This window comes from Enterococcus sp. DIV1206 (assembly GCF_051712485.1).
Classification (GTDB): Bacteria; Bacillota; Bacilli; order Lactobacillales; family Enterococcaceae; genus Enterococcus; species Enterococcus faecalis.
In genome coordinates this window covers 1,362,937-1,389,040 of the sequence record NZ_JBIOOZ010000001.1, presented here as the reverse complement: position 1 = coordinate 1,389,040, position 26,104 = coordinate 1,362,937, and the positions used below count along the sequence as shown (strand labels likewise).

The 26,104-nt window shown below is 39.0% G+C and carries 26 protein-coding genes and 1 pseudogene; 5 read left to right on the top strand and 22 right to left on the bottom strand.

The features are described from left to right. Window positions 1-4: 4 nt before the first annotated feature. The 10 genes from pstA to IGK86_RS06640 all read right to left on the bottom strand — a co-directional run bounded on the left by pstA (window position 5) and on the right by IGK86_RS06640 (window position 11,284). A complete protein-coding gene (pstA, locus tag IGK86_RS06685) occupies window positions 5-889 on the bottom strand; it encodes a phosphate ABC transporter permease PstA (RefSeq protein WP_002357300.1) in 885 nt (294 codons plus the stop codon). Next, entirely contained in the window at window positions 889-1,809 is a 921-nt protein-coding gene (gene pstC / locus IGK86_RS06680; protein ID WP_002357299.1) for a phosphate ABC transporter permease subunit PstC, read from the bottom strand. Before pstC ends, pstA begins: the two co-directional genes overlap by 1 nt. Before the next feature lie 122 nt (window positions 1,810-1,931). After that, the gene (locus IGK86_RS06675; protein WP_002357298.1) at window positions 1,932-2,786 is read right to left on the bottom strand and encodes a phosphate ABC transporter substrate-binding protein PstS; all 855 of its coding nucleotides are present in this window, start codon (window positions 2,784-2,786) and stop codon (window positions 1,932-1,934) included. A gap of 175 nt (window positions 2,787-2,961) precedes the next feature. Further along, entirely contained in the window at window positions 2,962-3,846 is an 885-nt protein-coding gene (gene ftsX, locus IGK86_RS06670; protein ID WP_002360154.1) for a permease-like cell division protein FtsX, read from the bottom strand. After that, window positions 3,839-4,525, bottom strand: a complete 687-nt coding sequence (ftsE, locus tag IGK86_RS06665) for a cell division ATP-binding protein FtsE (RefSeq protein WP_002361935.1) — start codon at window positions 4,523-4,525, stop codon at window positions 3,839-3,841. The genes ftsX and ftsE overlap by 8 nt, the downstream gene beginning before the upstream one ends. 105 nt (window positions 4,526-4,630) lie before the next feature. After that, window positions 4,631-5,732, bottom strand: a protein-coding gene (prfB, locus tag IGK86_RS06660; RefSeq protein WP_104662261.1) for a peptide chain release factor 2 whose coding sequence is annotated in 2 segments (ribosomal slippage) — window positions 4,631-5,659 and window positions 5,661-5,732 — 1,101 coding nt in all. Because the reading frame shifts where the segments join, the coding sequence is not laid out codon by codon here. A 76-nt stretch (window positions 5,733-5,808) separates the two neighbouring features. Continuing rightward, window positions 5,809-8,346, bottom strand: coding sequence for a preprotein translocase subunit SecA (gene secA, locus IGK86_RS06655; RefSeq protein WP_002381826.1), 2,538 nt, complete (start codon window positions 8,344-8,346; stop codon window positions 5,809-5,811). Between the two features lie 255 nt (window positions 8,347-8,601). After that, window positions 8,602-9,153: a ribosome hibernation-promoting factor, HPF/YfiA family gene (hpf, locus tag IGK86_RS06650; RefSeq protein ID WP_002357293.1), complete on the bottom strand. Its 552-nt coding sequence runs from the start codon at window positions 9,151-9,153 to the stop codon at window positions 8,602-8,604. Window positions 9,154-9,291: 138 nt separating this feature from the next. After that, window positions 9,292-9,978: a ComF family protein gene (locus IGK86_RS06645; RefSeq protein ID WP_016616881.1), complete on the bottom strand. Its 687-nt coding sequence runs from the start codon at window positions 9,976-9,978 to the stop codon at window positions 9,292-9,294. Continuing rightward, window positions 9,968-11,284, bottom strand: coding sequence for a DEAD/DEAH box helicase (locus tag IGK86_RS06640; protein ID WP_016616882.1), 1,317 nt, complete (start codon window positions 11,282-11,284; stop codon window positions 9,968-9,970). Before IGK86_RS06640 ends, IGK86_RS06645 begins: the two co-directional genes overlap by 11 nt. A gap of 272 nt (window positions 11,285-11,556) precedes the next feature. Between IGK86_RS06640 and IGK86_RS06635 the strand changes: the two genes are divergently transcribed. Further along, window positions 11,557-12,273 (top strand): AAA family ATPase, encoded by a 717-nt coding sequence (locus tag IGK86_RS06635; protein WP_010712529.1) that lies wholly within the window; start codon window positions 11,557-11,559, stop codon window positions 12,271-12,273. Between the two features lie 324 nt (window positions 12,274-12,597). On the opposite strand, the gene IGK86_RS06630 is transcribed toward IGK86_RS06635, so the two are convergent. Both IGK86_RS06630 and IGK86_RS06625 read right to left on the bottom strand, forming a co-directional pair. Next, window positions 12,598-12,933 (bottom strand): PTS sugar transporter subunit IIB, encoded by a 336-nt coding sequence (locus tag IGK86_RS06630; RefSeq protein WP_002360150.1) that lies wholly within the window; start codon window positions 12,931-12,933, stop codon window positions 12,598-12,600. Between the two features lie 120 nt (window positions 12,934-13,053). Beyond that, window positions 13,054-13,341 carry a DUF7662 domain-containing protein gene (locus tag IGK86_RS06625; protein ID WP_002357286.1) on the bottom strand — a complete coding sequence of 96 codons (288 nt, stop codon included), beginning with the start codon at window positions 13,339-13,341 and terminating at the stop codon, window positions 13,054-13,056. A 69-nt stretch (window positions 13,342-13,410) separates the two neighbouring features. Here IGK86_RS06625 and IGK86_RS06620 point away from each other — a divergent pair, with 69 nt between their 5' ends. The 4 genes from IGK86_RS06620 to IGK86_RS06605 all read left to right on the top strand — a co-directional run bounded on the left by IGK86_RS06620 (window position 13,411) and on the right by IGK86_RS06605 (window position 15,883). Next, window positions 13,411-14,145 (top strand): YigZ family protein, encoded by a 735-nt coding sequence (locus IGK86_RS06620; RefSeq protein ID WP_016616883.1) that lies wholly within the window; start codon window positions 13,411-13,413, stop codon window positions 14,143-14,145. Beyond that, complete coding sequence (locus tag IGK86_RS06615) at window positions 14,135-14,368, top strand: DUF2829 domain-containing protein (protein ID WP_002357284.1); 234 nt, start codon at window positions 14,135-14,137, stop codon at window positions 14,366-14,368. Before IGK86_RS06620 ends, IGK86_RS06615 begins: the two co-directional genes overlap by 11 nt. 62 nt (window positions 14,369-14,430) lie before the next feature. Beyond that, window positions 14,431-15,216 (top strand): 3-oxoacyl-ACP reductase, encoded by a 786-nt coding sequence (locus IGK86_RS06610; RefSeq protein ID WP_016616884.1) that lies wholly within the window; start codon window positions 14,431-14,433, stop codon window positions 15,214-15,216. A 145-nt stretch (window positions 15,217-15,361) separates the two neighbouring features. Next, on the top strand, window positions 15,362-15,883 hold the full coding sequence (locus IGK86_RS06605; RefSeq protein WP_002385866.1) for a QueT transporter family protein: 522 nt from the start codon (window positions 15,362-15,364) through the stop codon (window positions 15,881-15,883). A gap of 39 nt (window positions 15,884-15,922) precedes the next feature. On the opposite strand, the pseudogene IGK86_RS06600 reads toward IGK86_RS06605, so the two are convergent. The 10 genes and pseudogenes from IGK86_RS06600 to purS all read right to left on the bottom strand — a co-directional run bounded on the left by IGK86_RS06600 (window position 15,923) and on the right by purS (window position 26,099). Next, window positions 15,923-16,657, bottom strand: a pseudogene (locus tag IGK86_RS06600) (TIM44-like domain-containing protein). Window positions 16,658-16,677: 20 nt separating this feature from the next. Then, complete coding sequence (locus tag IGK86_RS06595; RefSeq protein WP_002371050.1) at window positions 16,678-17,007, bottom strand: DUF1648 domain-containing protein; 330 nt, start codon at window positions 17,005-17,007, stop codon at window positions 16,678-16,680. Window positions 17,008-17,135: 128 nt separating this feature from the next. Beyond that, window positions 17,136-18,383: a phosphoribosylamine--glycine ligase gene (purD, locus tag IGK86_RS06590; protein ID WP_016616886.1), complete on the bottom strand. Its 1,248-nt coding sequence runs from the start codon at window positions 18,381-18,383 to the stop codon at window positions 17,136-17,138. An 18-nt stretch (window positions 18,384-18,401) separates the two neighbouring features. Beyond that, entirely contained in the window at window positions 18,402-19,988 is a 1,587-nt protein-coding gene (gene purH, locus IGK86_RS06585) for a bifunctional phosphoribosylaminoimidazolecarboxamide formyltransferase/IMP cyclohydrolase (protein ID WP_016616887.1), read from the bottom strand. After that, entirely contained in the window at window positions 19,940-20,512 is a 573-nt protein-coding gene (gene purN / locus IGK86_RS06580; RefSeq protein WP_016616888.1) for a phosphoribosylglycinamide formyltransferase, read from the bottom strand. The genes purH and purN overlap by 49 nt, the downstream gene beginning before the upstream one ends. Then, window positions 20,509-21,540: a phosphoribosylformylglycinamidine cyclo-ligase gene (gene purM, locus IGK86_RS06575; protein ID WP_016616889.1), complete on the bottom strand. Its 1,032-nt coding sequence runs from the start codon at window positions 21,538-21,540 to the stop codon at window positions 20,509-20,511. Before purM ends, purN begins: the two co-directional genes overlap by 4 nt. Window position 21,541: 1 nt before the next feature. Further along, on the bottom strand, window positions 21,542-22,981 hold the full coding sequence (gene purF / locus IGK86_RS06570) for an amidophosphoribosyltransferase (protein WP_016616890.1): 1,440 nt from the start codon (window positions 22,979-22,981) through the stop codon (window positions 21,542-21,544). Beyond that, window positions 22,957-25,176: a phosphoribosylformylglycinamidine synthase subunit PurL gene (purL, locus tag IGK86_RS06565; protein ID WP_016616891.1), complete on the bottom strand. Its 2,220-nt coding sequence runs from the start codon at window positions 25,174-25,176 to the stop codon at window positions 22,957-22,959. The genes purF and purL overlap by 25 nt, the downstream gene beginning before the upstream one ends. Further along, window positions 25,173-25,847 carry a phosphoribosylformylglycinamidine synthase subunit PurQ gene (gene purQ, locus IGK86_RS06560; protein WP_002361952.1) on the bottom strand — a complete coding sequence of 225 codons (675 nt, stop codon included), beginning with the start codon at window positions 25,845-25,847 and terminating at the stop codon, window positions 25,173-25,175. The genes purL and purQ overlap by 4 nt, the downstream gene beginning before the upstream one ends. Then, window positions 25,848-26,099: a phosphoribosylformylglycinamidine synthase subunit PurS gene (gene purS / locus IGK86_RS06555; RefSeq protein ID WP_002357271.1), complete on the bottom strand. Its 252-nt coding sequence runs from the start codon at window positions 26,097-26,099 to the stop codon at window positions 25,848-25,850. Between the last annotated feature and the right edge of the window lie 5 nt (window positions 26,100-26,104).

Genomic DNA, 26,104 nt, shown 5'->3' with positions numbered 1-26,104 from the left:
AACATTAAGCTGATGTCATTCTCTTATAAAGACGGTTGCCGATAAAACGAGCGCCGAAATTGAAAAGTAAAACTACTAAAATTAACACAGCGGAGGCACCTGCTGAGACCGCAGCGCCATCTGGCATCGTTCCTTCGGTATTAATTTTCCAAATATGCACAGCCAACGTTTCCGCTTGACGGAAAATACTAATCGGACTTGAAACGCTCAATGGATTCCAATTACTGAAATCTAAGGCAGGTGCGCTTTGTCCTGCTGTATAAATTAACGCAGCGGCTTCACCGAAAATCCGACCAGAACTCAAAATAACACCTGTCAAAATTCCTGGTAACGCTTCTGGCAAAATAACTTTTTTAACTGTTTCCCAACGTGAAAGACCTAAGGCTAACCCCGCTTCACGCTGTGTATAATGAATGGCTTTCAAAGATTCCTCAACATTTCTAGTCAATAATGGTAAGTTAAAAAATGTTAATGCTAACGCACCTGATAAGATTGAAAAGCCATATCCGATTTGTACAACGAAAATCAAGAAGCCGAACAGCCCGACAACAACGGAAGGCAATGAACTTAAAATTTCAATCGAGGTACGAATTAAATCAGTTAACCAATTCTTTTTCGCATATTCCGATAAGTAAATTCCAGCACCCAATGAAATTGGAATACTAATAATCATTGTAATCAATAGTAAATATAGTGAGTTAAAAAGCTGAATACCAATCCCGCCACCAACTTGATAGGCTCTGGATGGTTGTGTTAAAAATTCCCACGAAATATGTGGAATTCCTCTAGCTAAAATGTAAATCAGTAAGGCCGCCAAAATTAAAACAATGACGCCAGATACGGCATATAAGATACCTGTTGCGATTTTATCTGCTTTTTTTGCATTCATTATTTTAAGGCTCCTCTCTTACCGATAATTCGGATAACAATGTTGAATAGTAAAGACATCAACAATAGAATTAAGGCTAAAGACCAAAGAACGTTGTTTTCTACTGTTCCCATAATTGTATTCCCAATCCCCATTGTCAAAATACTTGTTAGTGTCGAAGCTGGTGTCGTCAAACTAGTTGGCATCACAGCTGCATTTCCGATTACCATTTGGATTGCTAAGGCTTCACCAAACGCACGAGCCATACCAAAGACAACCGCAGTTAAAATACCAGGCACAGCTGCCCGCAAGACAACTTTATAAATTGTTTGCCAACGCGTAGCACCAAGCGCCAACGACGCTTCACGATAATGTCGAGGCACAGCTTTTAATGCATCTACGGTCATCGTAGTAACCGTTGGTAAAATCATGACAAATAGCACAAACGTACCAGCTAAAATACCGAAGCCAGTTCCGCCAAAGATTGAACGGACAAAAGGAACAATGACAGATAAACCAATAAATCCATATACAACAGAGGGAATCCCTACAAGTAATTCAATAACTGGTTGTAAAAATTTCGCTCCTTTTTTAGGTGAAATTTCTGTCATAAAAACAGCCGCTCCAATCGCAAATGGCGTCGCAACAATCGCTGACAAAAACGTTACAATAAAGGAACCCGCAATCATCGGTAAAGCCCCAACCATGGGTTTACCGTCTGCGCCGATATCACTTGGGTTCCAGTTTGTTCCAAATAAGAAATCAAACACATTAATCTTATCTTTAAAGAATGTAGCAAGTCCTTTACTTGCAACAAAATAGAAAATTGAAACAACCACTGCTACAATTAAGGCAATACATAGGAAACTAATAAATTTCCCTCGTTGCTCCATCTTGGCTCTTTTCGATTTTGTTAATAATTTTTTCTGTACATCTTCCAAGAATATTTCCTCCTCAAACAATCCAACTTTTACAGATAAAAATAGTGTACCTTTTTTACATCAATTTGTTTTTAATAACATGTAAATTTTATGTTAATTTTGTAAATTTTGTGTTAAGAGAATTATTTAATGACATTTCCTTGCCAATCCCGTTCAATTTCCATTTTCGAAACAGGAATATACCCTAATTGACCAATCACACGTTCTTGGATATCATCTGACAACATAAAGTCTAAAAACTCTTTGGTTAAATCACTTGGATTTTTACGAGTGTACATGTGTTCATAAGACCAAATAATCCATTTATTGTTCATTACATTTTCATCTGTTGGCTGAACACCATCAATGCTTAACGTAGCTACTTCATCAGTAACATATGAAAATGCGGTATAACTAATCGCTCCTGGTGTATCAGAAACAATGGAACGAACCATGCCGCTGGAATCTTGTTCTTGCGCACGAATGGCTGTTTTATCTCCCAAGACCCACTTTTCAAAAGTAGCGCGCGTACCACTACCGGCCGCTCTATTCAAAATAACAATTTTTTGGTCTTTCCCGCCAAGTTCTTTCCAGTTTGTTACTTCACCTAAAAAGATTTTCTTTAAATTTTCCATTGAGATATCTTTGACACCGACATTTTTGTTAACGATTGGTGTAATCCCAACGACAGCAACTTTATGATCAATTAAGTCTTCCGCTTTGATGCCCTTTTTCTCTTCTGCAAATAAATCAGAATTACCAATGTCTACCGCGCCAGATTGGACTTGACTCAAACCTGTTCCGCTTCCGCCACCTTGGACATTAATAAATCTTCCTGGATTTTGACTTTGATATTCCTCACTCGCTGTCTCTACTAATGGTTGTAAAGCTGATGAGCCTACCGCTGTGATGGATTCACCACGATCAATCCATTTTGCACATCCTGTTAAAGTAAGTATACTTGCCAAACCAATAAATAATAGCAATCTTTTTTTCATCGATTCATTATTCCTCCAATTAATTTCAATCTATTCTATTTTACCATTATATGTAGGACTTGAAAATTATAAGTTATCAATTTGTTGGTACAACTGAGAAAACTCTTAAATTAAATAACAAGTATTTTAAAACTAAAACAAAAAAAGCTCTCCATTTTGGAGAGCTTTTTTTCGTTTAAATTTTCAAGAAACGACGCATTGAAATAACTGAACCTAGTGATCCAATAATCATTCCTGTTGCAATCATTAATAGATTGACTTTCCAGATAAAATCTTCTGGACGAATTAATGAATAATTCGAACGCAATAACTGCGGGTTAAACATGTTATAAACTTGATGGTAGCCTAACGTCATAATAATGACTGGCACGATTGCGCCAATCAACCCAATCCAAGCACCTTCTAAGAAGAACGGCCAACGAATGAAACTGTTTTTCGCTCCTACAAGACGCATAATTTGGATTTCTTTTTGACGAGATAAAATCGTAATCCGAATGGTATTGGAAATTAAGAACACTGCAACGAATAAAAGTAATGCAGCAGCTGCTAAGCCCCAAGTTCGAACGGTTTGAGCGATTTTAAAGATTTTGTCTGAGTTTACACCACCGTAATCGGCTTTAAAAACACTTGGGAATTTAGCTGCTTGTTTCGCAATATCTTTCGTGTCTTCTGGTGTTTTTGCACGGACATAATACACATCGTATAATGGGTTACTGTCGCCTTCGAAAAGATTCCAGGCATCCCCCATTTGTTCTTGGATTTTTTTCAATTGTTGATCTTTGTTTGAATAAGAAATATCTTCAACATTGTCTAATCCTTTAAGTTGTTTTTCTAATGTTTTCATTTCATTTTGTTTTGTACCAATATCGACAAAAACTGACACTGTCACGTTTTTTTCGACATCATCAGCAAGTTTCGTTGCATTAAAAATAACGCCCATAAAAATACCAACTAAAACTAATGTAATTGTAACCGCACTTGCTGAGGCAACAGTCATCCAACCGTTCCGTTTTAAACTTTTGATACTTTCAAATAAATGAGAAAAGAATGTTCTAATCATCGTAGCCGTATTCTCCTTCCACTTGGTCACGGATAATGCGACCATTTTCAATGGCAATAACACGGTGACGAATCGTATTTACAATTGTACTATTATGCGTTGCCATCACGACTGTTGTTCCTTGTGCGTTAATCCGGTCCAACAATTTCATGATTTCCCATGAATTCTCTGGATCTAAGTTCCCAGTTGGTTCATCGGCAATTAAAACTTTCGGTGTATTTACGATTGCTCGTGCAATGGATACCCGTTGCTGTTCCCCACCAGAAAGTTCGCTTGGAAAAACACGTACCTTATGTTTTAGACCGACTAAATCTAAAACTTCCATCACGCGTTTTTTGATTTCGCGAGGACGTCGTCCGATAACTTGCATCGCATAGGCCACGTTCTCATACACAGTTTTCTTTGGTAATAGTTTATAGTCTTGGAAAACGATGCCGATTTCACGACGTAAATAAGGAACTTCTTTATTTTTTATTTTCATTAAATCATGACCTGCAACTGTCAAATTACCTTTTGTTGCTTTTTCTTCACGATACATTAATCTAATAAAGGTTGATTTCCCTGCACCTGAGGGACCAACCACATAGACGAACTCGCCTTGGTCAATCTCTACTGAAATATTTCGAATCGCTGTTGTACCATTCGAATATTTCTTCATTACATCTTTCATTTCAATCATGGCGTTCTCTCCATCTCTTTTTTCTTCAATCCTACTCATTATAACATGTCAATATTGCAAACTTCTTGCATTAAGTTACATTTTTATTTCAATTTAATGAAGAGCTTAACTTAAGCGCTGTTTTAAGTAGGCATCAATGAAACCATCAAGGTCTCCATCCATCACAGCTTGTACATTGCCGGTTTCGTAATTTGTCCGATGGTCTTTGACCATTGAATACGGATGGAACACGTAAGAACGGATTTGTGAGCCCCAGCCAATTTCCATTTGTTCACCACGTAAACTTGCTGCTTCTTGGGCTTTCTTTTCCATTTCCAATTGATATAATTTGGCTTTTAACATACTCATTGCTTGCTCACGGTTTTTTAATTGAGAACGTTGTGCTTGGCTTGCGACAACGGTACCTGTTGGAATATGTGTGATTCGAACAGCCGATTCTGTTTTATTAATATGCTGACCACCAGCACCACTTGCTCGATAGGTATCAATTTTTAAGTCATCTGGATTGATCGCAATTTCTATTGTGTCGTCTAATTCAGGCATTACATCAACTGAACAAAACGAAGTATGACGGCGTTTAGCGGAATCAAAGGGCGAAATCCGCACAAGACGATGGACACCTTTTTCAGATTTTAGGTAACCATAAGCATTGTAACCTTTGATTAATAAGGTGACACTTTTAATCCCTGCTTCATCTCCAGCTTGGTAATCCAACGTTTCAACTTGGAAACCGTGACTTTCTGCCCAACGTGTGTACATTCGTAAAAGCATACTTCCCCAATCTTGTGATTCAGTACCACCGGCACCAGGGTGTAATTCAATTAGGGCGTTATTATGATCATATGGCTCATTTAGTAGTAAGGATAGCTCATACGTTGTTAAACGTTCTTGCAAGAGATGAATTCTTTCTTCCAATTCTTCTTGAATCTCTGCATCATATTCTTCTTGTTGTAATTCAAACATCACCGTTAATTCGTCAAGTTCCTCAGAGAGCTGATGAAATTGTTGATATTTTTCTTTCAAACTATTGGTTTCGTTAATTAGCTTTTGAGCCGTTTCTGTGTTGTCCCAAAAACCAGGTTCTCCCATCTGATTTTCCGCCTCGGCAATGTCTTCTTCTAACTGGTCTAAGTCAAAGAGACCTCCTGAAGCTAGTAATTTTTTGTGTCATTTCGTCTAATAATGTACGAATTTCTGGGTTTTCCAAAATGATTCCTTCTTTCTTTTTATTGTAAAAAGAGCAAAGGCGGGACAAATTGCCCCACCCTGCGTTTTTTCTTTAATTAAGCGTTTCTTCCATGACAATTTTTGAATTTTTTGCCACTTCCGCATGGGCATAAATCATTACGGCCCACTTTTTTATCTACACGCACAGGTTGACGCTTCGCACTTGTGTTGCTTTGTGCAGCTGCATCTTGTTCTGTTTCTGGATGTTCCGCTTGTCCTTGAGCTACTTGCTCACGTTGGACATTTTGGCGAATTTCCGATTTCATGAATAAACGTGTTACTTCATATTCGATTGAACCCACCATATTGTTATACATAGAATAACCTTCTGTTTGATATTCTACTAATGGGTTGTTTTGACCGTACGCACGTAAGCCGACAGATTGGCGTAATTGATCCATTGCATCAATGTGATCTGTCCATTTAGTATCGACAACACGCAAGATGACTACTTTTTCAAATTCTAGCAATTGTTCTTGGCCATTCAATTGTTGAGATTTTTCTTCAAATACTTCTTGCGCACGTGCCACTAAGTAGTCTTTGATTTCTTCAGCTGATTTATTTTCTAAATCTTTTTTAGAAATCGTATCTTCATGGACAAGTGTTGAGGCTGCAAAATCGACAATCCCATCTAAATTCCATTCTTCTTTTTCTAATTGTGTATGGCTATCCACCACTCGGCCAATCGTCCGTTTTACCATGCCCATCAATACATCAGACAAGTCATTTTCTTCCATAATTACTTCTTGTCGTTGCGCATAAATAACTTCACGTTGCTCGCGCATCACGTCATCGTATTGTAAGACATTTTTACGTGTGTCATAGTTATTTCCTTCCACACGTTTTTGAGCAGACTCTACTTGGCGAGTAAACATTTTACTTTGAATAACTGCATCTTCTTCTTGCACATTCATTCGTTCTAAGAATGTTTTAATTCGTTCTGAACCAAAGCGTTTCATTAAGTCATCTTCTAAAGATAAATAAAATTGTGAAACCCCTGGATCCCCTTGACGTCCTGCACGTCCACGCAACTGATTATCAATACGACGTGACTCATGACGTTCTGTCCCGATAACCGCTAGACCACCTAGTTCAAGTACACCTAAACCAAGTTTAATATCCGTTCCACGACCAGCCATATTTGTTGCAATTGTAACTGCGCCTTTTTGACCGGCATTCATAATGATTTCGGCTTCTTTAAAGTGATTTTTCGCATTTAATACTTCATGAGGAATTTTAGCTGCGTTTAATTTATCCGAAAGTAATTCTGACGTTTCTACCGCAACAGTCCCCACCAACACTGGTTGTCCTTTGTGGTAACGTTCTTTAATATCTTCCACCACTGCATTAAATTTACTTTCTAAGGTTGGATAAAGTAAATCTGGACGATCGTCACGGATAATTGGACGATTGGTTGGAATTTGAATGACTTGAATATTGTAAATTTCACGGAATTCTTCTTCTTCTGTTTTAGCAGTACCAGTCATCCCGGCTAGTTTTTTGTACATCCGGAAGTAGTTTTGGAACGTAATCGTCGCCATTGTTTTTGTTTCATCTTCAATTTCGACGCCTTCTTTTGCTTCAATCGCTTGATGCAAGCCATCAGAATAACGACGACCATCCATGATACGACCAGTAAATTGGTCAACAATTAAGACTTTATTGTCTTGAACCACGTAATCAATGTCTAATAACATGATATAGTTTGCCCGTAACGCTTGATCTAAATGGTGCGTTAATGCTGTATTTTCAATATCGTACAGGTTATCCAATCCGAAAGTTTGTTCAGCTTTTTCAATCCCTGCTTCTGTTAAACCAATTGTTTTAGACTGAATATCAATTTTGTAATCTTCGTCTTCTTTTAAGCGTTTGACAAAATTATCGGCACGCGTATAGAGTGCTGTCGATTTTTCAGCTTGTCCAGAAATAATTAATGGGGTTCTTGCTTCATCAATTAAGATTGAATCCACTTCATCGACAATTGCATAGTTTAATGGACGTTGAACCATTTGGCTGCGATAAACAACCATGTTATCACGCAAATAGTCAAATCCTAATTCGTTATTTGTACTATAAGTGATATCACAGTTATACGCTTCACGTTTTTCATCAGAAGATTTAGAGTTAATGTTTAAGCCAACGCTTAAGCCTAAGAAATTATATAATTCTCCCATTTCGTTAGAGTCACGGGTTGCTAAGTATTCATTAACTGTAACAACGTGTACTCCTTCGCCAGATAGTGCATTCAAGTATACAGGCATTGTGGCAGTCAAGGTTTTCCCTTCACCTGTTCTCATTTCAGGAATGTTCCCGTCATGAAGCACAATCCCACCCATTAATTGGACACGGTATGGGAATAAACCTAGTACACGTTTAGCAGCTTCACGGACAACCGCAAACGCTTCTGGTAATAGTTCGTCTAAGGTTTCCCCTTTTTGATAACGGGCTTTAAATTCATCTGTTTTTTCACGTAATTGTTCATCGCTTAGTTGTTCCATTGCACTTGCATGTGCATCAATTTTATCGGCGATTTTTTCTAATCGTCTTAATTCTTTTTTATCGTTTTCAATCATTTTTTTCAAAAAATTTGCCATTGGTATCTGTGTTCCTTTCAATTACCTCTTTTTATTTTTGTATCCTTTTTGTACAAGAAGCACAATCTATCCGTTTTATTTTATCATTACTTGACGAGAAAGAAAACCATTTCTCTCTATTTTACAGACATTTTCCTTTAAAAGAGGAACTTTTAAAGTTATTTTATGTATTTCTTTATTTTTTCTTTACTCCGTGCTTTAAAGATGTTTAAAGAGCTGAAATGCACGAAGGCATTTCAGCTCTTATTTTAAGCTTTAGTCTGTTTCAATCAAGCCATATTTGCCATCTTTACGACGGTAAACAATGCTTGTTCCATTTGTTTCAGCATCTTCAAAAATGAAGAAGTTGTGTCCTAACATGTTCATTTGTAAAACAGCTTCTTCACTGTCCATCGGTTTTAATGATAGACGTTTTGTACGAACGATGTCTAATTCTGAAGGTGTTTCTTCTGTTTCTTCACCAACTAAGAAGACAGCGGCTTTTGTATTGTTACGTCCTGTTTCACGAGATTTTCTGTTGATTTTTGTTTTAAATTTACGAATTTGTCGTTCTAATTTATCGACAACCAAATCAATACTTGCGTATAAATCAGGTGACGTTTCTTCAGCTCGTAAAACTAGATAAGGAAGAGGAATAGTAACCTCGACTTTGGCTGTTTTTTCAGTGTACACTTTCAAATTCACGTGAACCGTTGCTTCAGGTGAATCGCTGAAATATCTTTCTAATTTACCGACTTTTTTCTCAACATAGTCTCGAATCGCTTCGGTTACCTCGATATTTTCTCCACGTACATTATATCTAAACATAACAATTACCCCTTTCATCTACCAGTAAAGAAAAGATTAAAGGACCACTCTTTAATTCCCTTCTTCTTAATTTCATTATATCGAATAATCTGGGTTTTGCCAACAAAATAGTCATCAAATTTATGAATTCTTTTCTTTTTATCGCGCGAGAGTAAACGTATTCAAACTTTTAGGATAACAGTCATTGATAACAGCCGCTGCGTGAAAAAGAGTTCGTCCAGTGGTATAGATGTCATCCACCAAAATAACAGAACATTTTTTTAATTTTTTTTGGTTTTCTTTTTGGATGGCAAATGGTTGTTGCAACCGCATTCTTTCCTTTCTAGTTTTCTTAGATTGCGGAACATTTTCCTCTTTTCTAATTAAAAAAGGGCTGTACGGAACATCAGCCGCTTCTAGTAAGCCAATTACTTGGTTGAAGCCTCGTTCTTGCATTCGTTTTTCGGATAAGGGCACCGGAATAATATAGTCCGCAGATTGTTGCTGAAAGTAAAAGTTGATTTCCTCGTTAAAACACATTCTTAAGCGATAGTCTCCTTGAAATTTATAGCGTTCCATCCACTCTTGCATTCCTTCATCATAATGAAACAACGCTGCATTATGAAAAGAATACTCTGGATAAAGCAGCTGCCACCTTTGACAATCAAAACAATAGCGCTCTTGGCTGACGCGACTACAGCCAAAACAAGTGCCTGTCATTGGCAGTTTCTGGAACTTTGCTTGGCAGTGCTGGCAAAGTGAAGGCCTCGCCCATTTTTTAAAACGTAAGAGCATTTTTAATGTTATCTCCAAACGAATGGGGCTTGTGCAATTTTTACAATCCATCTAACATCCCTCGTTTGCTAGCCAAGCGATTCATTTGCTTTATTTGCCGAATTGCCTCTTTCATGTCTCTTGTTTCCCCATCATGTAAAAATAAAACTTCGCCGTAATTGAATTCTTGTCTTCGATCGACTCGGCCCGCAATTTGGACAAGTGTTGAAGAAGTGAAGACTCGATGATTAGCACCATAAACAATAACTGAGACTGCATCAAAAGTCACACCACGTTCTAAAATGGTTGTAGTGATCAAAATATCCGTTTTCTGCTGACGCATTGCTTGAACTTTTTCTAGGCGAAGCTCATCACTACCATAAACGGCGACAACTTCTTTGTCGGAAAATCGCTCAGCTATTAATGCATGCAATTGGTGAATTAATGAAATGCTTGGGCAAAATAGTAAAACTGAATTACGCACCAATAAACGTTTCAAATGATGTGCAATGATTTTAATATTTTTGCTAGAAAGACGTTGCCACGACTGAACCCAAAATCGGCGTGGCACAGGTAATGGCCTACGGTGATATCTTGCTGGCAAAATACTGGCTGCTAACTTTTTTTGCTGTAAAAGCTTCCGCAATTCTTTCGTAGGCGTTGCTGTTAAGTACACCAAACTACTTCTTTTTTTTCGTGCGTTACGCACTCCATAATAAAGATGTTCGTTATTAACAAAAGGAAAAGAGTCGACTTCATCAACGATAAGTAAATCAAACGCTTGATGGAATTTCAATAATTGATGCGTGGTGCAAATCACTAGTTTCGTATAGCGATATGGTTCTTGACTGTTTCCATGAAGTAAAGCAATTGCTTCATGAGGAAAAACCGCTTGGATTCTGGGAAACAGTTCTAAGCAAACATCGACACGCGGCGAAGCCAGCGCAATCCGCCCCCCTTCTTGTAAGGTTTGGTGTAAAACAGCAAATAACATTTCTGTTTTGCCTGCACCTGTAACTGCCCACACTAAGCGATTCTCTCTTGCTTTTGCTGTCTCACAAAGTTCAACCGAGATCGCTTGCTGTCCCTTTGTTAATTGTCCAGACCACTCAAAAAAGACAGTTCTTGGGCTATTGGGCCTTTCTGGTAAATGACAAAATTTTTGACAAGAAGTCACACGGCCTAATTGAATGCACGCATGACAGTAGTATACATTTGTCGCCAGTCTGTTTTCTTTTTTGGATACGACTTCCCCGCACCGCTGACATTGAATTGTTAGGGGGGAACGCTCTAACATTGTTGGTAAATAAACCAGTTTTGTCTGTATTGAAGGTTCTGTTTCTTCAATAATTATTTTACGTCCATGCAAATCTTCCATGTTAACCACCTCAATTATAAAATACGCATTTCTCTAGCTTTTTTGCGAAAAAGGAGATCTCCCACCGTTATCTTTCTATTCTTATCTAGTCGTTACCTACTAAACAAACTCTTGATACGCTTTATTGTTTACACGAATCTTCTACTTTCGACTTACCTATATGCAGCTTTTTTATAAACAAATTTATCTACCTTTAAAGAAAAATTAATGTTAAAGTATATCTAGTAATTCAAGCTTTAATTTGAAAAGACTAGAAAGGAGCAAACTTTATCATGGAAAATATTTTTTTAAAAAGACTAGAACTCAAAGCTTTTGAAGAAGATTCTGTTTTTTCAAAAATTGAAGGGCTGAATAAATTTAATTCACTAAATTTTAAAAAACCTATTACTTTTTTTTCAGGTGAAAATGGAACTGGAAAATCCACTTTATTAGAAGCAATTGCAGTCAATTGGGGATTTAATCCTGAAGGCGGTAGTATTAATTTTAATTTCTCTACAAACGATACTCACTTGGATTTACATAATTATTTAACTGTTGCAAAAAGTGTAAAGCGTGCTACGGATGGCTTCTTTTTAAGAGCTGAAAGTTTCTACAATGTTGCTACATATGCAGAAAATATAGACTTAGATTTTTCTGAATATGGCGATAAATCCCTACATCATCAATCACACGGCGAAAGTTTTTTGAATCTGGTGAACCATCGGTTTAGAGGAAATGGTCTGTACCTGTTAGATGAACCTGAAGCGGCTCTCTCACCTCAACGCCAACTAGCCTTAATGATATCTATAAAAAAACTAATTGATGAGGGGTCTCAGTTTATTATTGTCTCTCATTCACCTATATTACTTGCAATGCCTGACTCACAAATTATTTCTTTTGATAAAGATAGTCCTTTAGAAATCACGTATGAAGAAAGTATGCCTTATGAAATAACCTCATTATTTTTAAACAACAAAAACAGAATTCTCTCTCATTTATTTGCTGAATAAGTCTGTTATTCGAAATGCTTATGCCATACTATAATGACTCGTATATAAAAATATTGTTAATCATTCTTTGAATTACAACTTTCAGACTACGGAAAAAGGCGTTCATTATTCAGAAAATAGATTGTTAAGTATGTTTTTTTAGTATCTAGATTAAAGTAAAAAATTAAAGACAGTTGTCTTTCTCTAGCTCACAGGACTAATTTCGGCTCTATAATTTATGGAACTGATAAACTAGAATGACTGTTTCAGCTCAATTCCAATTAACTAAAGTCATAAAAAAAGACAAGTTGCTTTTTCGAAAATTCTCGAAAAAACAACTTGTTTTTACTCTTTTTTATCTGCTTGTGCTAACAAACCCAAGGCTTGTTCCAACACTTTTTCCCCGTTCATTAAGCCGTAATCAGACATGCTAATGACATCTGTTGGGATACCTTTTGGTGATAGACGCTTTTCAAAATCACTCTTCATATAACGAACTTGTGGACCTAACAATAACACATCGACTGGATTATTTTCTAAATTTGTTTCTGCTTCCGATGCAGAAGCCGCAAATATATGGGCATCTAAGCCTTGATTAAATGCTGCTTTTTGCATTTTTGTAACAAGTAAACTAGTACTCATTCCAGCGGAGCAAACTAACATAATTGTTTTTTTTGACATTTTAACAGCCCCTTTTACCATTGCCTTTTTCAATTTTCAACATTATCTATTAAAAATATTATAGTGTAAAGTTAATTTTTGTCAATCATTCTTGTTTTTTAAAGCGGATACAATCTTGGTTTAAACGTACCATGCTGATTTCAGTAATTTATTAAATACCACATATTCTTTTTCCAAATTCACTTGAACTACTTGGTAACTCGCATTCAACCAACCATAAGCGCCCTTTTCTGGATGCTTATAATCGTTCGCCCACCAATCGACATCTGTCTTAGCAGTTTTTGGTAAACCAGAATGAGGGAATAACAATTCATCAAACTGGGTAAAGGTCAAGGTAACTTGGGAACCGCCATTCGTTTTCAAATAATGAGTAATTGTATCATATTTTTTCTGTCGTGTATGTACCATTTCCAGCGCCTCCCTTTTCTCTATCATACCTTATTATAACGTTTTTTTCCAAAAAATCTCACAAAAAAGATGAGAGAAAAAGTTGCTATTCAGTTGATTCTTTTTTATACTGACTTTATTACGAGAGAAAAGGATGCCCATATGTTAGAAAGCTATATTACAGTCAAACAAGATGGTTTCAGCGAGATTGAAATCAAGAAATCGCGGTTTATCTGTTCTGTAAAGCGCGTAACATCAGAAGAAGAAGCAAAAGCCTTTATCGCCGCAATAAAAAAAGAACATTGGAAAGCCAATCATAATTGTAGTGCTTTTGTGATCGGCGAAAAAAATGACATTCAGCGGAGCAGCGATGACGGCGAACCTAGTGGCACTGCTGGTGTTCCAATGCTAGAAGTCTTAAAGAAAAAAGAGTTAATCAACGTAGTGGCTGTTGTCACTCGTTATTTTGGCGGAATAAAATTAGGCGCTGGCGGTTTAATCCGAGCATATAGTCATGCTCTTTCCCACACTTTAGATGAAATTGGTTTAGTCATTGGCAAATTGCAACAAGAACTATTGATTACGATCGCCTATCCTTTATTAGGAAAAGCCCAAGCCTTTTTGGAACATAGTCCCTACACGCTTAAAGAAACTATTTACACAGAGTCTATTCAGTTAATTTGTTTAGTAGATGAACAAGCAACAGAAACATTTATAGCTGAAATGACGGATCTACTTAACGGTCAGTTGACAATTGAAAAAGGCGCAACGAGCTATCACGAACTACCATTTAACGAAAAAGGAGCACAATCAAATGACATTTGAAGAAGTATTGCCACAGATTAAAGCAGGAAAAAAAGCCGTACGTAAAGGCTGGAGCGGTTTTGAACTTTTTATTGAATTACGTGATGAAATTGGCACCTCCGAAGGTGAATTTTTACAAGTTACCCCGTATTTTTTAATCAAAACTTCTGATGAAGGCTACAGCATGTTTTCACCAACACCTTGTGATGTCTTAGCAGAAGATTGGGTGATTGTTGAAGCATAATTACACACATAAGGTCTGGCAGATTACGGCGATTGCTCGTTCTTCTAGACCTTAATTTTTAAATGTTTAAAGGAGTTTTTCTTATGCCAAAAGAATTTGAAACAAAACGGGTGCTTGTAACCGGTGCAGCTTCAGGGATTGGCCAAGCACAAGCAATTGCCTTTGCTGAGCAAGGTGCTGAGGTTATTGGCATCGACCTAGACGAAACGGGGTTAAAACAGACAGCCGCACTGGTTAATCCAGATTCTACTAAGCCATTTACTTATTTTGTCGGTGATGTGTCTTCTCCCTCATTTGTGCAAGCCACGATGAAACAAATTGTGAAAAACAACGGCCAAATTGATATTTTATTAAATACGGCAGGTATTTTAGATGATTATCGCCCTTCTCTAGAAACTTCGGAAGCTTTGTGGGATCAAATTTTAGCAACCAATTTAAAAAGTGTCTTTTTAGTGACCAATGCTCTATTACCTTATTTCCTCCAACAAAAAAAAGGAGTAATCGTTAATATGGCATCTATCGCTGGCTTAGTAGCTGGGGGCGGCGGCGCAGCGTACACTGCCTCCAAACACGCAATCATCGGGTATACAAAACAACTTTCCTACGATTATGCCAAATTAGGCATTCGAGCAAATGCGATTGCGCCAGGTGCCATCCAAACACCCATGAACGCAGCTGATTTTGTAGGAGAAGGTGAAATGGCTACTTGGGTAGCACGTGAAACACCCGCGGGCCGTTGGGCGCAGCCACAGGAAGTAGCAAAACTTTCATTATTTCTAGCTAGTGATGACGCTGATTATATCCATGGCACAGTTATGACCATTGATGGTGGTTGGACCATGAAATAAAAAGACTTTACAGAGTGTCTGTTCTTCAGTAACATGTAACACAGTGAGGCAACTCACACCATAACACTTCAGTTGGCTTTACTGCCCTTCCTTTGGTTATGGTTATCACTAAAACACGTCGTTGTTTTATAAAGGAGAATCTTAAATGAATCATTCATCAAATCCACAAACCAGTACGTGGTCAGCTACGGCGTTGGCTAAAATGGCGCTGGTTACCGCTTTGTATGTTGTTGTCACTGTACTTCTCGCTCCGCTTAGTTTTGGTCCGATACAGCTTCGTCTTGCCGAATTATTTAATTATTTAGGCGTTTTTAACAAGCGATATATCTGGTCCATTACGTTAGGGGTTGCGATTGCCAACACCGCTTCGCCTCTTGGTATCATCGATATAGTCATCGGTAGCGCTGGAACGTGCGCAGTCTTATGGATTGCCTATTTTGCGACAAAAAATCAGCAAAATTTATTGATTAAACTAATGCTGACGGCCATTCTTTTTGCTTTGTCCATGTTCACTGTCGCCGGACCCTTAACGTTCTTTTATCAGTTACCTTTTTGGTACACATGGTTGACCGTTGGACTTGGTGAACTTCTTTCAATGACCGTCGGCGGTATTCTGATTTACGTATTAAATAAAAAAATACAGCTTGTAAAACGCATCGAAGAATAAAAAAGCGCTTGGGGTTTAAACCCCAAGCGCTTTTCAGCACTATCCTTTAGGTTGAATGAAGTCTGCTTGCCATTTTCCAAGAGATGGATTGTAATCAAAATACCAAAGTTGTGAAAAATATTGTTTTTAGTGCTTGTATCCTGATAAAACACGACCGCTTTGAGTATCTTCCTCGTAGTCAATACAAGAAAAATGAAGCATCAGTGAAAAACTGGTTTCACTAATAGGATGATAATTCGAAGCTGGCGCTACTTTCACTTTTTTCACATGATTTCTGATGCCCGCTTGTTGATTTGCTTGTAATACTGCAAGATGTTTTTGATAAAATTTTTCTGTATAGTTATCTTTGACCACAGACAAGTTTTCTTGATCCCACGCTTGTTGTATTTCTAAAAACGTTTGTTGTATTTCTTTTAAGAGTGCCTTTTTTTCTTTTGATGTTCCAGGTAATGCCGCCCACATTTCTTGAAAAGCTCCTTCATCGACTGGTTGATTTCTACGGCGTCTTTGCCAAATCATCGCGCCCCCAAAAAGAACAAAAAACACTGTTGAAATTAAGCCTTCCAGTGGCGTTGTGTTGCTGGTCCCGGTCTCGTTATTATGAACATAACTTCTTGATCCATCACCGCTTGGCGAAAAACCATTCGAGGGATTACCTCCGCTAGGACTTTCTACACGTCCGCCGCCATAGCCACCAGCTACAGCCGCCGCTTGATTAGGCCATAAACAAAAGGCCATGGCACAGCCCACAAAAACCAAAATTAACTTTCTCATTCTCTCACCTTTCGACCCCTTCAAACCAACAAATGAATAAATAGACGCAGAATACTAAACAAAGCGCCAAGATTAACAATGATTAATAATACCTTCAGCCATCTGCCATATGGTTGTACTGATTGATAACTTCGTTGATAAATACTCAAGCCAAACAGGACCGCTGGCCACATAAATATACTAGATCTTGGGCCAAACGAATTACCCTCGCCCCAAAAATTCACATGAATGGGCACATGAGCTGGTAAATCAGGATAGACCACCGCACTTAATAATAGTAAACTGACTGCTAAAATACTTGTAACAATAAACAACCGCTGACTAACTTTTTCAATCTGCTTCTCTCTCATTATTTTAGCTTTCTCCTCTAGTTTAATGATGGATATACTTTCAGTTTATGCCTCCCTATCTGAATTTGCAATAAAAAAAAGACAAGGAAACATTCGATTAAATGTCCTTGCCTCTGTTTTTGAAAATCCTAAATCAAGCCTTTCACACCTATATCTTTTCGGTAGTACATTCCAGGAAATGAGTAATTATCCAATGTTTGATAAACTTTTTTGCGGGCTTCTTCAAGAGTCGAAGCAGTTGCTTCTGCTAAAAAGATTCGTCCGCCAGCCGAAACCAGAGCCTGTTCTGAACGAGTTACCCCTGCATAATAGATGGTTTCACCAGACATTTCGGGCAATGGTAGATTTGTCTTGTATTGATTAGGATAGCCTTCTGCTGCTATAACAACACCAACACTCGCTAACTCATTCCATACAATCGTTGGTTGCTCTTTCGCCAGCAATGAAGAAATTATTTCTGAAAGGGGACTCTCTAAACGGGCCAACACAACTTGTGTTTCTGGATCCCCAAATCGAGCATTAAATTCAATAACCTTGGGGCCAGTTGCTGTTTGGATTAAACCAGCATATAAAATCCCTTGAAACGGACGTTTTTCAGCCACCATTCCTTTAGCAGTCGGTTTCAGGACTTGGCTAATGGCTTGCTGAACCGCTTCTTCTGGGATCTGAGGCACTGGTGTATAAGCGCCCATCCCCCCTGTATTCGGCCCAGCATCCCCATCGAAAATCCGCTTATGATCTTGAGCAATCACCATCGGATATACCTTCTCATTAGAAACAAAAGCCATTAAGGAAAATTCTTCTCCTTGCAAAAATTCTTCGATTACAACCGTTTGACCGCTTGCTCCAAATTGTTGGTCCTCCATCATCGCAACTAGCGCCCGTTTTGCGGCTGTTTTTGTTTCGGCAACTACTACTCCTTTTCCAGCTGCCAAACCATCTGCCTTAATAACAATTGGTACTCCTTGCTGTTCAATATATTCTAAGGCAGGTGCCAAACGTCGAAAGACCCGATATTCCGCCGTTGGAATCTGGTATTTTTGCATAAAATCTTTCGCAAAACTTTTTGAACCTTCAATAATTGCAGCTGCTTTTGTCGGGCCAAAAATCAGTAATCCCGCTGCTTGAAAGGCGTCTACAATCCCTTCAATTAATGGCGTTTCTGGTCCGACGAATGTCCAATCAATCTGATTATCCTTCGCAAATTGAATTAGTTCCGTTTGCTGCTCTTCACTGATAGGTACGGTCCGAATATTATCACCACTCATACCAGGATTACCTGGTGCACAATAAACAGTCTTGACTTTGTCTTCTCGCTGTAATTTTTTGGCGATTGCATGTTCACGACCACCACGCCCAATCACTAATATATTCATCGGTTTCTCCTTTAAAAATTAATGTTTGAAATGACGAGTCCCAGTAAAAATCATCGCAATACCATAATGATTCGCTAGATCAATTGATGCTTGATCTTTAATGCTCCCGCCTGGCTGAATAATTGCTTGAATACCATGTTGTGCAGCATATTCCACGCTATCTGCCATGGGGAAAAAGGCATCACTTGCTAAGACGGCCCCTTGTAATTTTCCAGCTGCTTGGGCTTGATCAACTGCAATTTTTACTGACCCAATTCGATTCATTTGACCAGCGCCAATCCCCACCGTTTGGCTTTCATTGGCTAAAACAATAGCATTTGATTTTACATGCTTGACTGCTTTCCAAGCAAAGTTCAATGCGTCTCTTTCAGCTGGTGTGGGTTGGCGCTCTGTAACAACTTGCCATGCTTGGTCATTTTCAACAACTGTATCCTGTTCTTGAATTAATAACCCGCCCATAACAGAAACTAATTCCACCGCTTTTTTTTCTTGAGCATGAAAATCTAACGTTAACAAACGAAGATTCTTTTTCTGAGATAACAGTGCCAAAGCTTCTTCCTCAAAACTAGGCGCAATAATTATCTCTAAAAAGATTTGATGCATTTCAGCCGCAGTCGCTTGGTCCACTGGACGATTCAAAACAACAATGCCACCAAAAATTGAAACTGGATCTGCTTCAAATGCCTGACGATAGGCTGCCAAAATCGTTTTTCCTGTTCCAATTCCACATGGGTTCATATGTTTAACAGCGACGACCGTAGGTTCTGTAAACTCGCTAGCAATCCGGAGTGCTGCATCAGCATCTCGAATGTTGTTATATGACAGTTCTTTGCCATGAAGTTGTCGAGCGGAAGCAATGGATAATGATACAGGTACAACGGATTGATAAAAGGTGGCTTGTTGATGGCTATTTTCGCCATAACGCAATGTTTGCTTACGTTCATAAGTAAGCGTCTGTTTCTCTGGTTCAGTTTCACCCACTTGCGTCGTTAAATAGTCAGCGATAAGCGCGTCATAAGCAGCGGTATGACGAAAGACTTTTGCTGCTAATCTTTTTCTAGTGGCTAACTGGCTAGTTCCAGTGCTGCTAATTTCACTTAATACCTGTTCATAATCACTAGGATCAACCACTGCTGTTACGTCTTGATAATTTTTTGCCGCTGAACGTAACATGCTAGGACCGCCAATATCAATCATTTCAATCGCTTCTGCTTCAGAGATTGCTGGTTTTAAAATTGTTTCTTTAAATGGATAAAGATTCACTACTACAAGGTCAATAAAATGAATGCCTTGTTCAGTCAGTGCTTTTTGATGCGCTTGGTTTCCCCTTTTTGCCAAAAGTCCGCCATGGATATTCGGATGTAACGTTTTGACACGACCATCTAACATTTCTGGAAAGCCAGTGATGTCGTCAATAGCAAGTGTCGGTACCCCCGCTTCTTCTAAGACAGTCCTTGTTCCCCCAGTGGAGATAACTTCAAAGCCATTTGCAACTAAGCCTGCTGCAAATGTTGTCACTCCTGTTTTGTCTGAAACGCTAATCAATGCTCTTTTGGTCATTTCATTGTCTCCTTTACAATTTGTGAAATTATTTTTGGGTACCATTCGTGCTCAAGAGCATGAATTTTCTCTGTTAATGTGTCCAATGTATCTTCAGTATCAATCTTGGTGGTTGTTTGGAAAATAATCGGTCCTGTATCAACCCCAGAGTCAACATAATGGATAGTGATTCCTGTTATTTTCACTCCATAATGAAATGCCTCTTCAATTCCGTGAAGACCTGGAAAACTAGGTAACAGAGAAGGATGAATATTGACGATTCTCTTTGGATAAGTCTCCAGTAAAGTCTTGCCGATAATTCTCAAATAACCAGCTAACACGATTAAATCGATCTGATGCTCTTTTAAATGTTTCAATACTTGTTCTTCATACTGCCCACGAGATGGAAAATCAGATGGCGAAAAGCAAACAACGGGAATCTTGCGCTTTTGGGCACGGGTCAATACATGGGCTTCAGGCTGGTCACAAAAGACTAAGCTCAACTGCCCTGCGATTTTTTTCTGGGAAAAAGCTGCAGCAATCGCCTCAAAATTGCTACCATTGCCAGATGCAAAAACAGCTATCTTCATAAGGCTTCCTTAAAAATAACGGCTTTCGTTTTCCTAGGTACCAAACGACCAATTTCAAAAGCTTCTGGCAAAAGCTCCTGAACTTTTTCAACATGCTCTGGACTCACCGCTAAAATCATTCCTAAGCCCATATTGAAAATTTCATACATTTCTTCAGGTGGAATTTCACCGTATTTTTGAAGCAATTTAAAAATTGGTAGCACTGGCCAACTATTTAATTGAATCTCTGCAGCTAATGCGGAAGAAAACATTCTTGGTAGATTTTCTAAAAACCCGCCGCCAGTAATATGCGCAGCCCCATGCACGAGTCCTGCTTTTAACAATGGCAATAATTCCTTCACATAAATTTTTGTTGGTGTTAATAATTCTTCCCCTAACGTTTTGGGTGCCAATTCTGGAAGCTCGTCCGTTGTTTTAAACGAATGTTTCTTAAAAAAAACATTTCTTACTAAAGAGTAACCATTAGAATGAAGACCACTTGAAGGAAGACCAATCAAGAAATCGCCTTCTTTTACGTTACTTGGAGTCAAGAGTTGACTTTTCTCAGCAATACCCACGGCAAAACCAGCCACGTCATAAGCATCTGCTTCATACATATCAGGCATTTCAGCTGTTTCGCCCCCAATTAAGGCTGCATTCGCCTCACAACAGCCAGCCGCAACACCCGCAACAATTGCTTCAACTTTAGCTGGATTAACGGTCCCTAACGCTAAATAATCTAAAAAATATAACGGTTCGGCGCCTTGTGCGACGACATCATTGACACACATTGCTACACAATCAATTCCGATTGTCTCGTGTCTCTGTTCTTCAATTGCCAAGAGTAACTTTGTGCCTACGCCATCCGTTCCTGATACCAAAACTGGTTCTTTAAGCTTGTAACTACTTAAATCAAAACAACCACCAAAACCACCAAGCATGCCCAACGTTCCCGTCCGTTGTGTCTTTTGGCTATGCTTTTGAATTCGTTCCACTACTTCGTATCCTGCCTCAACATTTACGCCAGCTTTTGAATAGGCATTTTCCATGTCAATTCCTCCTAGTTTCTTTTTTCAAGGATGCTTGATATTGTTCTTCATAATCATACAAAGGCGTTGGATAGTCTCCATTAAAGTAAGCCATACACAGCCCAGAATAAGGAGCATCATAATTTAATTGAATCCCATCAATCAGCCCTGCTTCACTCAAAAAAGCCAGCGAATCTGCGCCAATCTGCTCTTTGATCTCTTCAATTGAATAGTTTGCCGCAATTAGTTCGTCCCTCGTCTGTATATCAATGCCATAAAAACACGGATATTTTAATGGCGGTGAAGCAATTCTGACATGAACTTCTTGCGCTTCTGCTTCTTTTAATAAATGAATAATGCGCCGAATAGTGGTCCCGCGAACAATCGAATCATCTACTAAAATGACTTTTTTTCCTTTGACCACGCCACGAACTGCCGATAGTTTCATACGGACACCTTGTTCTCTTAATTCTTGTGTCGGCTGGATGAATGTTCGAGCGACATATTGATTTTTTACTAAACCTAGTTCGTAAGGTATCTGTGCTTCTTCTGCATAGCCGCTAGCTGCAGACAATGACGAGTTCGGTACACCAATTACCATATCAGCTGCGACTGGACTTTCGATTGCCAAGTTCTTCCCCATTCTTTTACGAGCTGTATGCACATTAACTCCAGCAATATTTGAATCTGGTCGTGCAAAATAAATATATTCCATTGCACAAATTGCCGGTTGGACTTCCGTAGTGAAAACCTCTATTTTCAAGCCTTCATCAGAAATGATGACTACTTCACCAGGCGCCACATCTTGAATAAAGCGAGCCCCAACTGTTTCTAATGCACACGTTTCGGATGCCACAACGTACGCCCCATTGTTCATTTGTCCGATGGAGAGAGGGCGAAAGCCGTTGGGATCCAGTGCAGCAATCATCATCGTTTCTGTTAATAAAAGATAAGCAAAGCCACCCTTAACCAAATTCAAGCTCTCTTTTAATTTATCGAGAAACGAGGCAGCAGTGCTTTTTCGAATCAAGTGCATTAAAATTTCAGTGTCTGAATTGGAATGAAAAATAGCGCCTTCTCTTTCTAGTTGTTTTCGTAAACGCTTGGCATTTGTCAAATTGCCATTGTGTGCTAACCCAATTTGACTATCATAAAATTTAAATAAAAATGGCTGAATATTATCCACGCTACCCGTACCAGCGGTTGCATAGCGTACATGACCAATAGCCGCCGTTCCTTCTAACGCATTCAGTTGTTCTTGCTTTTGGAATACTTCTGCTAATAAACCTAAATCACGGTGGCCATCTAATTTCCCAGAATTGTTCGCCACAATTCCTGCGCCTTCTTGGCCTCGATGCTGTAAGCTGTGTAAACCAAAATAGGTCACGTGTGCCGCATCAGGATGACCCCAAATACCAAAAATACCACACTCTTCATTTAAGCTTTTTGCTTCATAAGACATGGAATCGCATCCTCCCATAAGGCTTTGGCATCTTTTGTTGAACAATTGATCACATCATCTAACGCATGAATGACCAAACCAGTTTCAGTCACTTTCCCAATATGTTGGGCTTTTTTTCCGATAAGTGTTTCAAATGCTTCTTGATGCTGGGGACTAACTGAAAGAATAAAACGGGATTGCGTCTCCGCAAATAGATATTCTTTTTTTAATGGCAGTGTCACTTGTAGCCCCAGTTCGTTGGCAAAAGCCGACTCGGCTAAAGCAACGGCAATGCCGCCTTCAGCGCAATCATGCGCGCTAGCAACTAGGCCTGCTTGAATTGCTTTTAAAACTAATTCTTGGTTTGCTTTTTCCTCTTTTAAATCAAATGAGCGTAATTGCCCTTCAATTCGACCCAGTTGCATTTTTTGAATTTCTGAGCCGTTAAAATCTGCGTGGGTTTCACCGATGAGATAAATTAAGTCATCAACTTGTTTAAACGCTTGTGTGGTAATTTGTGAAACATCTTCAATCACGCCCACCATGCCAATCATCGGCGTAGGGTAAATGGCTTGACCATCTGTTTCATTGTAAAGAGAGACGTTCCCTGAAATCACGGGTGTTCCTAGCTGACGGCAGGCTGCGGCGATTCCATCCGCCGACGTCCATAATTCCCAAAAACTTTCTGGTTTATCAGGGGAACCATAATTCAAACAATCAGTGATAGCCAAAGGTTGTGCTCCACTTGCTACAATATTACGGGCTGCTTCTGCAACCGCAATTTGCCCACCAATTTCAGGATTTAAATACAAATAACGGCTATTACAATCTGTTGTCATCGCTAAGGCTTTATTGGTGCCCCGCACTCTTAAAACAGCTGCATCACTTCCTGGTTGCACCACTGTATTCGTTTGTACTTGACTATCATAGGTTTCGTAAACTGATTTTTTCGATGCAATCGTTGGCTGTTGCAATAGGCGTTTTAATAATTCCGTACTATTCGTAATTTCTGGAATGAAGGGCGCTAATTTTTTAAAAGCACGCATCCGCTCTGGTTCTTGATAGGCTTTCTGGTAGACAGGGGCTTCTTCTGCCAAAGCATCTACTGGTACATCTGCGACTATTTTGCCACCGTGAAAGACACGATACTGTCCATCATCTGTTACGGAGCCAATCGCTACCGCTTCTAAGTCATACGTTTGAAACAATTCACAAACTTGCTGTTCTGCTCCTTTTTCCACACAGATTAACATCCGTTCTTGGGACTCAGACAAGAGCATTTCATAGGGGCTCATCTGCGTCTCTCTCTGCGGAACTTTATCCAGCTCTAGAATCAAGCCTGAACCTGCTTTTGATGCCATTTCAGCACTTGAAGAAACCAAGCCAGCCGCCCCCATATCTTGGATGCCGATTAAAATATCTTGATGATTTTTGATTAAATCAAGACAAGCTTCCAATAATAATTTTTCCATAAACGGATCACCTACTTGTACCGCAGATCGTTGCTGTTCTTCACCTTCACTAAATTCTTCTGAAGCAAAGGTCGCACCGTGAATTCCATCTCGTCCTGTTTTCGCACCTACGTAAAGAATGCTATTTCCGACGCCTTTTGCTTGGCCTTTTTGAATCTCATCATGACGAATCAATCCCACACACATAGCATTAACAAGTGGGTTTCCTTGATAACATGGCTCAAAAGCAATTTCACCGCCAACGGTTGGAATACCAATACAATTTCCATAACCGCTAATCCCCGCCACAACTTCTTGAAACAAATAACGTGTTCGTGCATCCGTCAGTTCGCCAAATCTTAGCGAATCCAGTAAAGCAATCGGCCGCGCCCCCATACTGAAAATATCGCGAATAATTCCACCAACGCCTGTAGCTGCTCCTTCGTAAGGTTCTACTGCAGAAGGATGATTATGGCTCTCTGCTTTAAAAACAACAGCTAATCCGTCACCAATATCGACAATCCCAGCTCCTTCACCAGGGCCTTGAAGCACTTGTGGCCCTTCCGTCGGAAACTTTTTTAAAACGGGCTTGGAATTTTTGTAAGAGCAATGTTCACTCCACATCACGGAGAATAAGCCAGTTTCTGTATAATTAGGTTCTCTTTGCAAAATGGTCTCAATCTGATGATATTCTTCATCTGTTAGTCCCCATTCTGCATACAACCGTGTCTCCTTGATTTCTTTTGGTGTTGGTTCATTCATCATTGGCTTAATTCCTTTCCAAAGTTTTTAATGATTGAAGCAAAAAAGCTGCGTCCATCTGTTGAACCTAACAATTCTTCCATCGCTCGTTCCGGATGAGGCATCATTCCTAGAACATTGCCCTGTTCATTACAAATACCAGCAATATTCGCAAGACTACCGTTCACCTTTTCTTGATACGTAAAAACAATTTGGTTCTTTTCTTTCAGCTCTTTCAACGTTTTTTCATCACAATAGTAATTCCCTTCGCCATGCGCTACTGGTAAATGTATCGAAACATTTTCAGGATACTCGCTTGTAAACTTTGTGTGCGTATTCACTTTCAATGGGACACTTTTACAAATAAAACGAAGCGAATCATTTCTTAACAACGTACCAGGAAGCAAGCCAATTTCTGTTAAAATTTGAAAGCCATTACAAGTACCAAAAACCATTTTGCCTTCTGTAGCAAAGCGAATCACCTCATTGATAATTGGCGAAAACCGAGCAATTGCACCACAACGTAAGTAATCGCCATAAGAAAAACCGCCCGGCAATAACACGCCATCAAATTTTGCTAAAGAAGTGGCATCATGTCGGACAAATTCTGCATCAACGCCCATCACCTCTTTGACAGCCCACAATAAGTCTGCATCACAATTGGATCCTGGAAAAACAATCACTGCCAATTTCATTTAAATTTCCTCCAAAGATAAAATTTCAAAACGATAGGATTCCATATTTACATTGGCTAATAGTTGATCACAAATTTGTTCAATTTTCTCTTCAATTGCTTCTGTCTGCTGGACGTGCATTTCAAAATACTTACCGACACGGATTTCGGCTACTTCTGTAAAACCAAGCCGATGGACTGCTTCCTTAACCGCTTCACCTTGGGGATCCAAAATTGATTCTTTATACGTAACATAGACTTTGACAAAATACATACGCG

Coding starts and splice junctions, on each gene's coding strand:
- pstA (WP_002357300.1), bottom strand. CDS start 889: ATGAATGCAAAAAAAGCAGATAAAATCGCAACAGGTATCTTATATGCC.
- IGK86_RS06675 (WP_002357298.1), bottom strand. CDS start 2,786: ATGAAAAAAAGATTGCTATTATTTATTGGTTTGGCAAGTATACTTACT.
- ftsX (WP_002360154.1), bottom strand. CDS start 3,846: ATGATTAGAACATTCTTTTCTCATTTATTTGAAAGTATCAAAAGTTTA.
- ftsE (WP_002361935.1), bottom strand. CDS start 4,525: ATGATTGAAATGAAAGATGTAATGAAGAAATATTCGAATGGTACAACA.
- secA (WP_002381826.1), bottom strand. CDS start 8,346: ATGGCAAATTTTTTGAAAAAAATGATTGAAAACGATAAAAAAGAATTA.
- hpf (WP_002357293.1), bottom strand. CDS start 9,153: ATGTTTAGATATAATGTACGTGGAGAAAATATCGAGGTAACCGAAGCG.
- IGK86_RS06645 (WP_016616881.1), bottom strand. CDS start 9,978: ATGGATTGTAAAAATTGCACAAGCCCCATTCGTTTGGAGATAACATTA.
- IGK86_RS06640 (WP_016616882.1), bottom strand. CDS start 11,284: ATGGAAGATTTGCATGGACGTAAAATAATTATTGAAGAAACAGAACCT.
- IGK86_RS06635 (WP_010712529.1), top strand. CDS start 11,557: ATGGAAAATATTTTTTTAAAAAGACTAGAACTCAAAGCTTTTGAAGAA.
- IGK86_RS06630 (WP_002360150.1), bottom strand. CDS start 12,933: ATGTCAAAAAAAACAATTATGTTAGTTTGCTCCGCTGGAATGAGTACT.
- IGK86_RS06625 (WP_002357286.1), bottom strand. CDS start 13,341: ATGGTACATACACGACAGAAAAAATATGATACAATTACTCATTATTTG.
- IGK86_RS06620 (WP_016616883.1), top strand. CDS start 13,411: ATGAGAGAAAAAGTTGCTATTCAGTTGATTCTTTTTTATACTGACTTT.
- IGK86_RS06615 (WP_002357284.1), top strand. CDS start 14,135: ATGACATTTGAAGAAGTATTGCCACAGATTAAAGCAGGAAAAAAAGCC.
- IGK86_RS06610 (WP_016616884.1), top strand. CDS start 14,431: ATGTTTAAAGGAGTTTTTCTTATGCCAAAAGAATTTGAAACAAAACGG.
- IGK86_RS06605 (WP_002385866.1), top strand. CDS start 15,362: ATGAATCATTCATCAAATCCACAAACCAGTACGTGGTCAGCTACGGCG.
- IGK86_RS06595 (WP_002371050.1), bottom strand. CDS start 17,007: ATGAGAGAGAAGCAGATTGAAAAAGTTAGTCAGCGGTTGTTTATTGTT.
- purD (WP_016616886.1), bottom strand. CDS start 18,383: ATGAATATATTAGTGATTGGGCGTGGTGGTCGTGAACATGCAATCGCC.
- purH (WP_016616887.1), bottom strand. CDS start 19,988: ATGGTACCCAAAAATAATTTCACAAATTGTAAAGGAGACAATGAAATG.
- purN (WP_016616888.1), bottom strand. CDS start 20,512: ATGAAGATAGCTGTTTTTGCATCTGGCAATGGTAGCAATTTTGAGGCG.
- purM (WP_016616889.1), bottom strand. CDS start 21,540: ATGGAAAATGCCTATTCAAAAGCTGGCGTAAATGTTGAGGCAGGATAC.
- purF (WP_016616890.1), bottom strand. CDS start 22,981: ATGTCTTATGAAGCAAAAAGCTTAAATGAAGAGTGTGGTATTTTTGGT.
- purL (WP_016616891.1), bottom strand. CDS start 25,176: ATGATGAATGAACCAACACCAAAAGAAATCAAGGAGACACGGTTGTAT.
- purQ (WP_002361952.1), bottom strand. CDS start 25,847: ATGAAATTGGCAGTGATTGTTTTTCCAGGATCCAATTGTGATGCAGAC.
- purS (WP_002357271.1), bottom strand. CDS start 26,099: ATGTATTTTGTCAAAGTCTATGTTACGTATAAAGAATCAATTTTGGAT.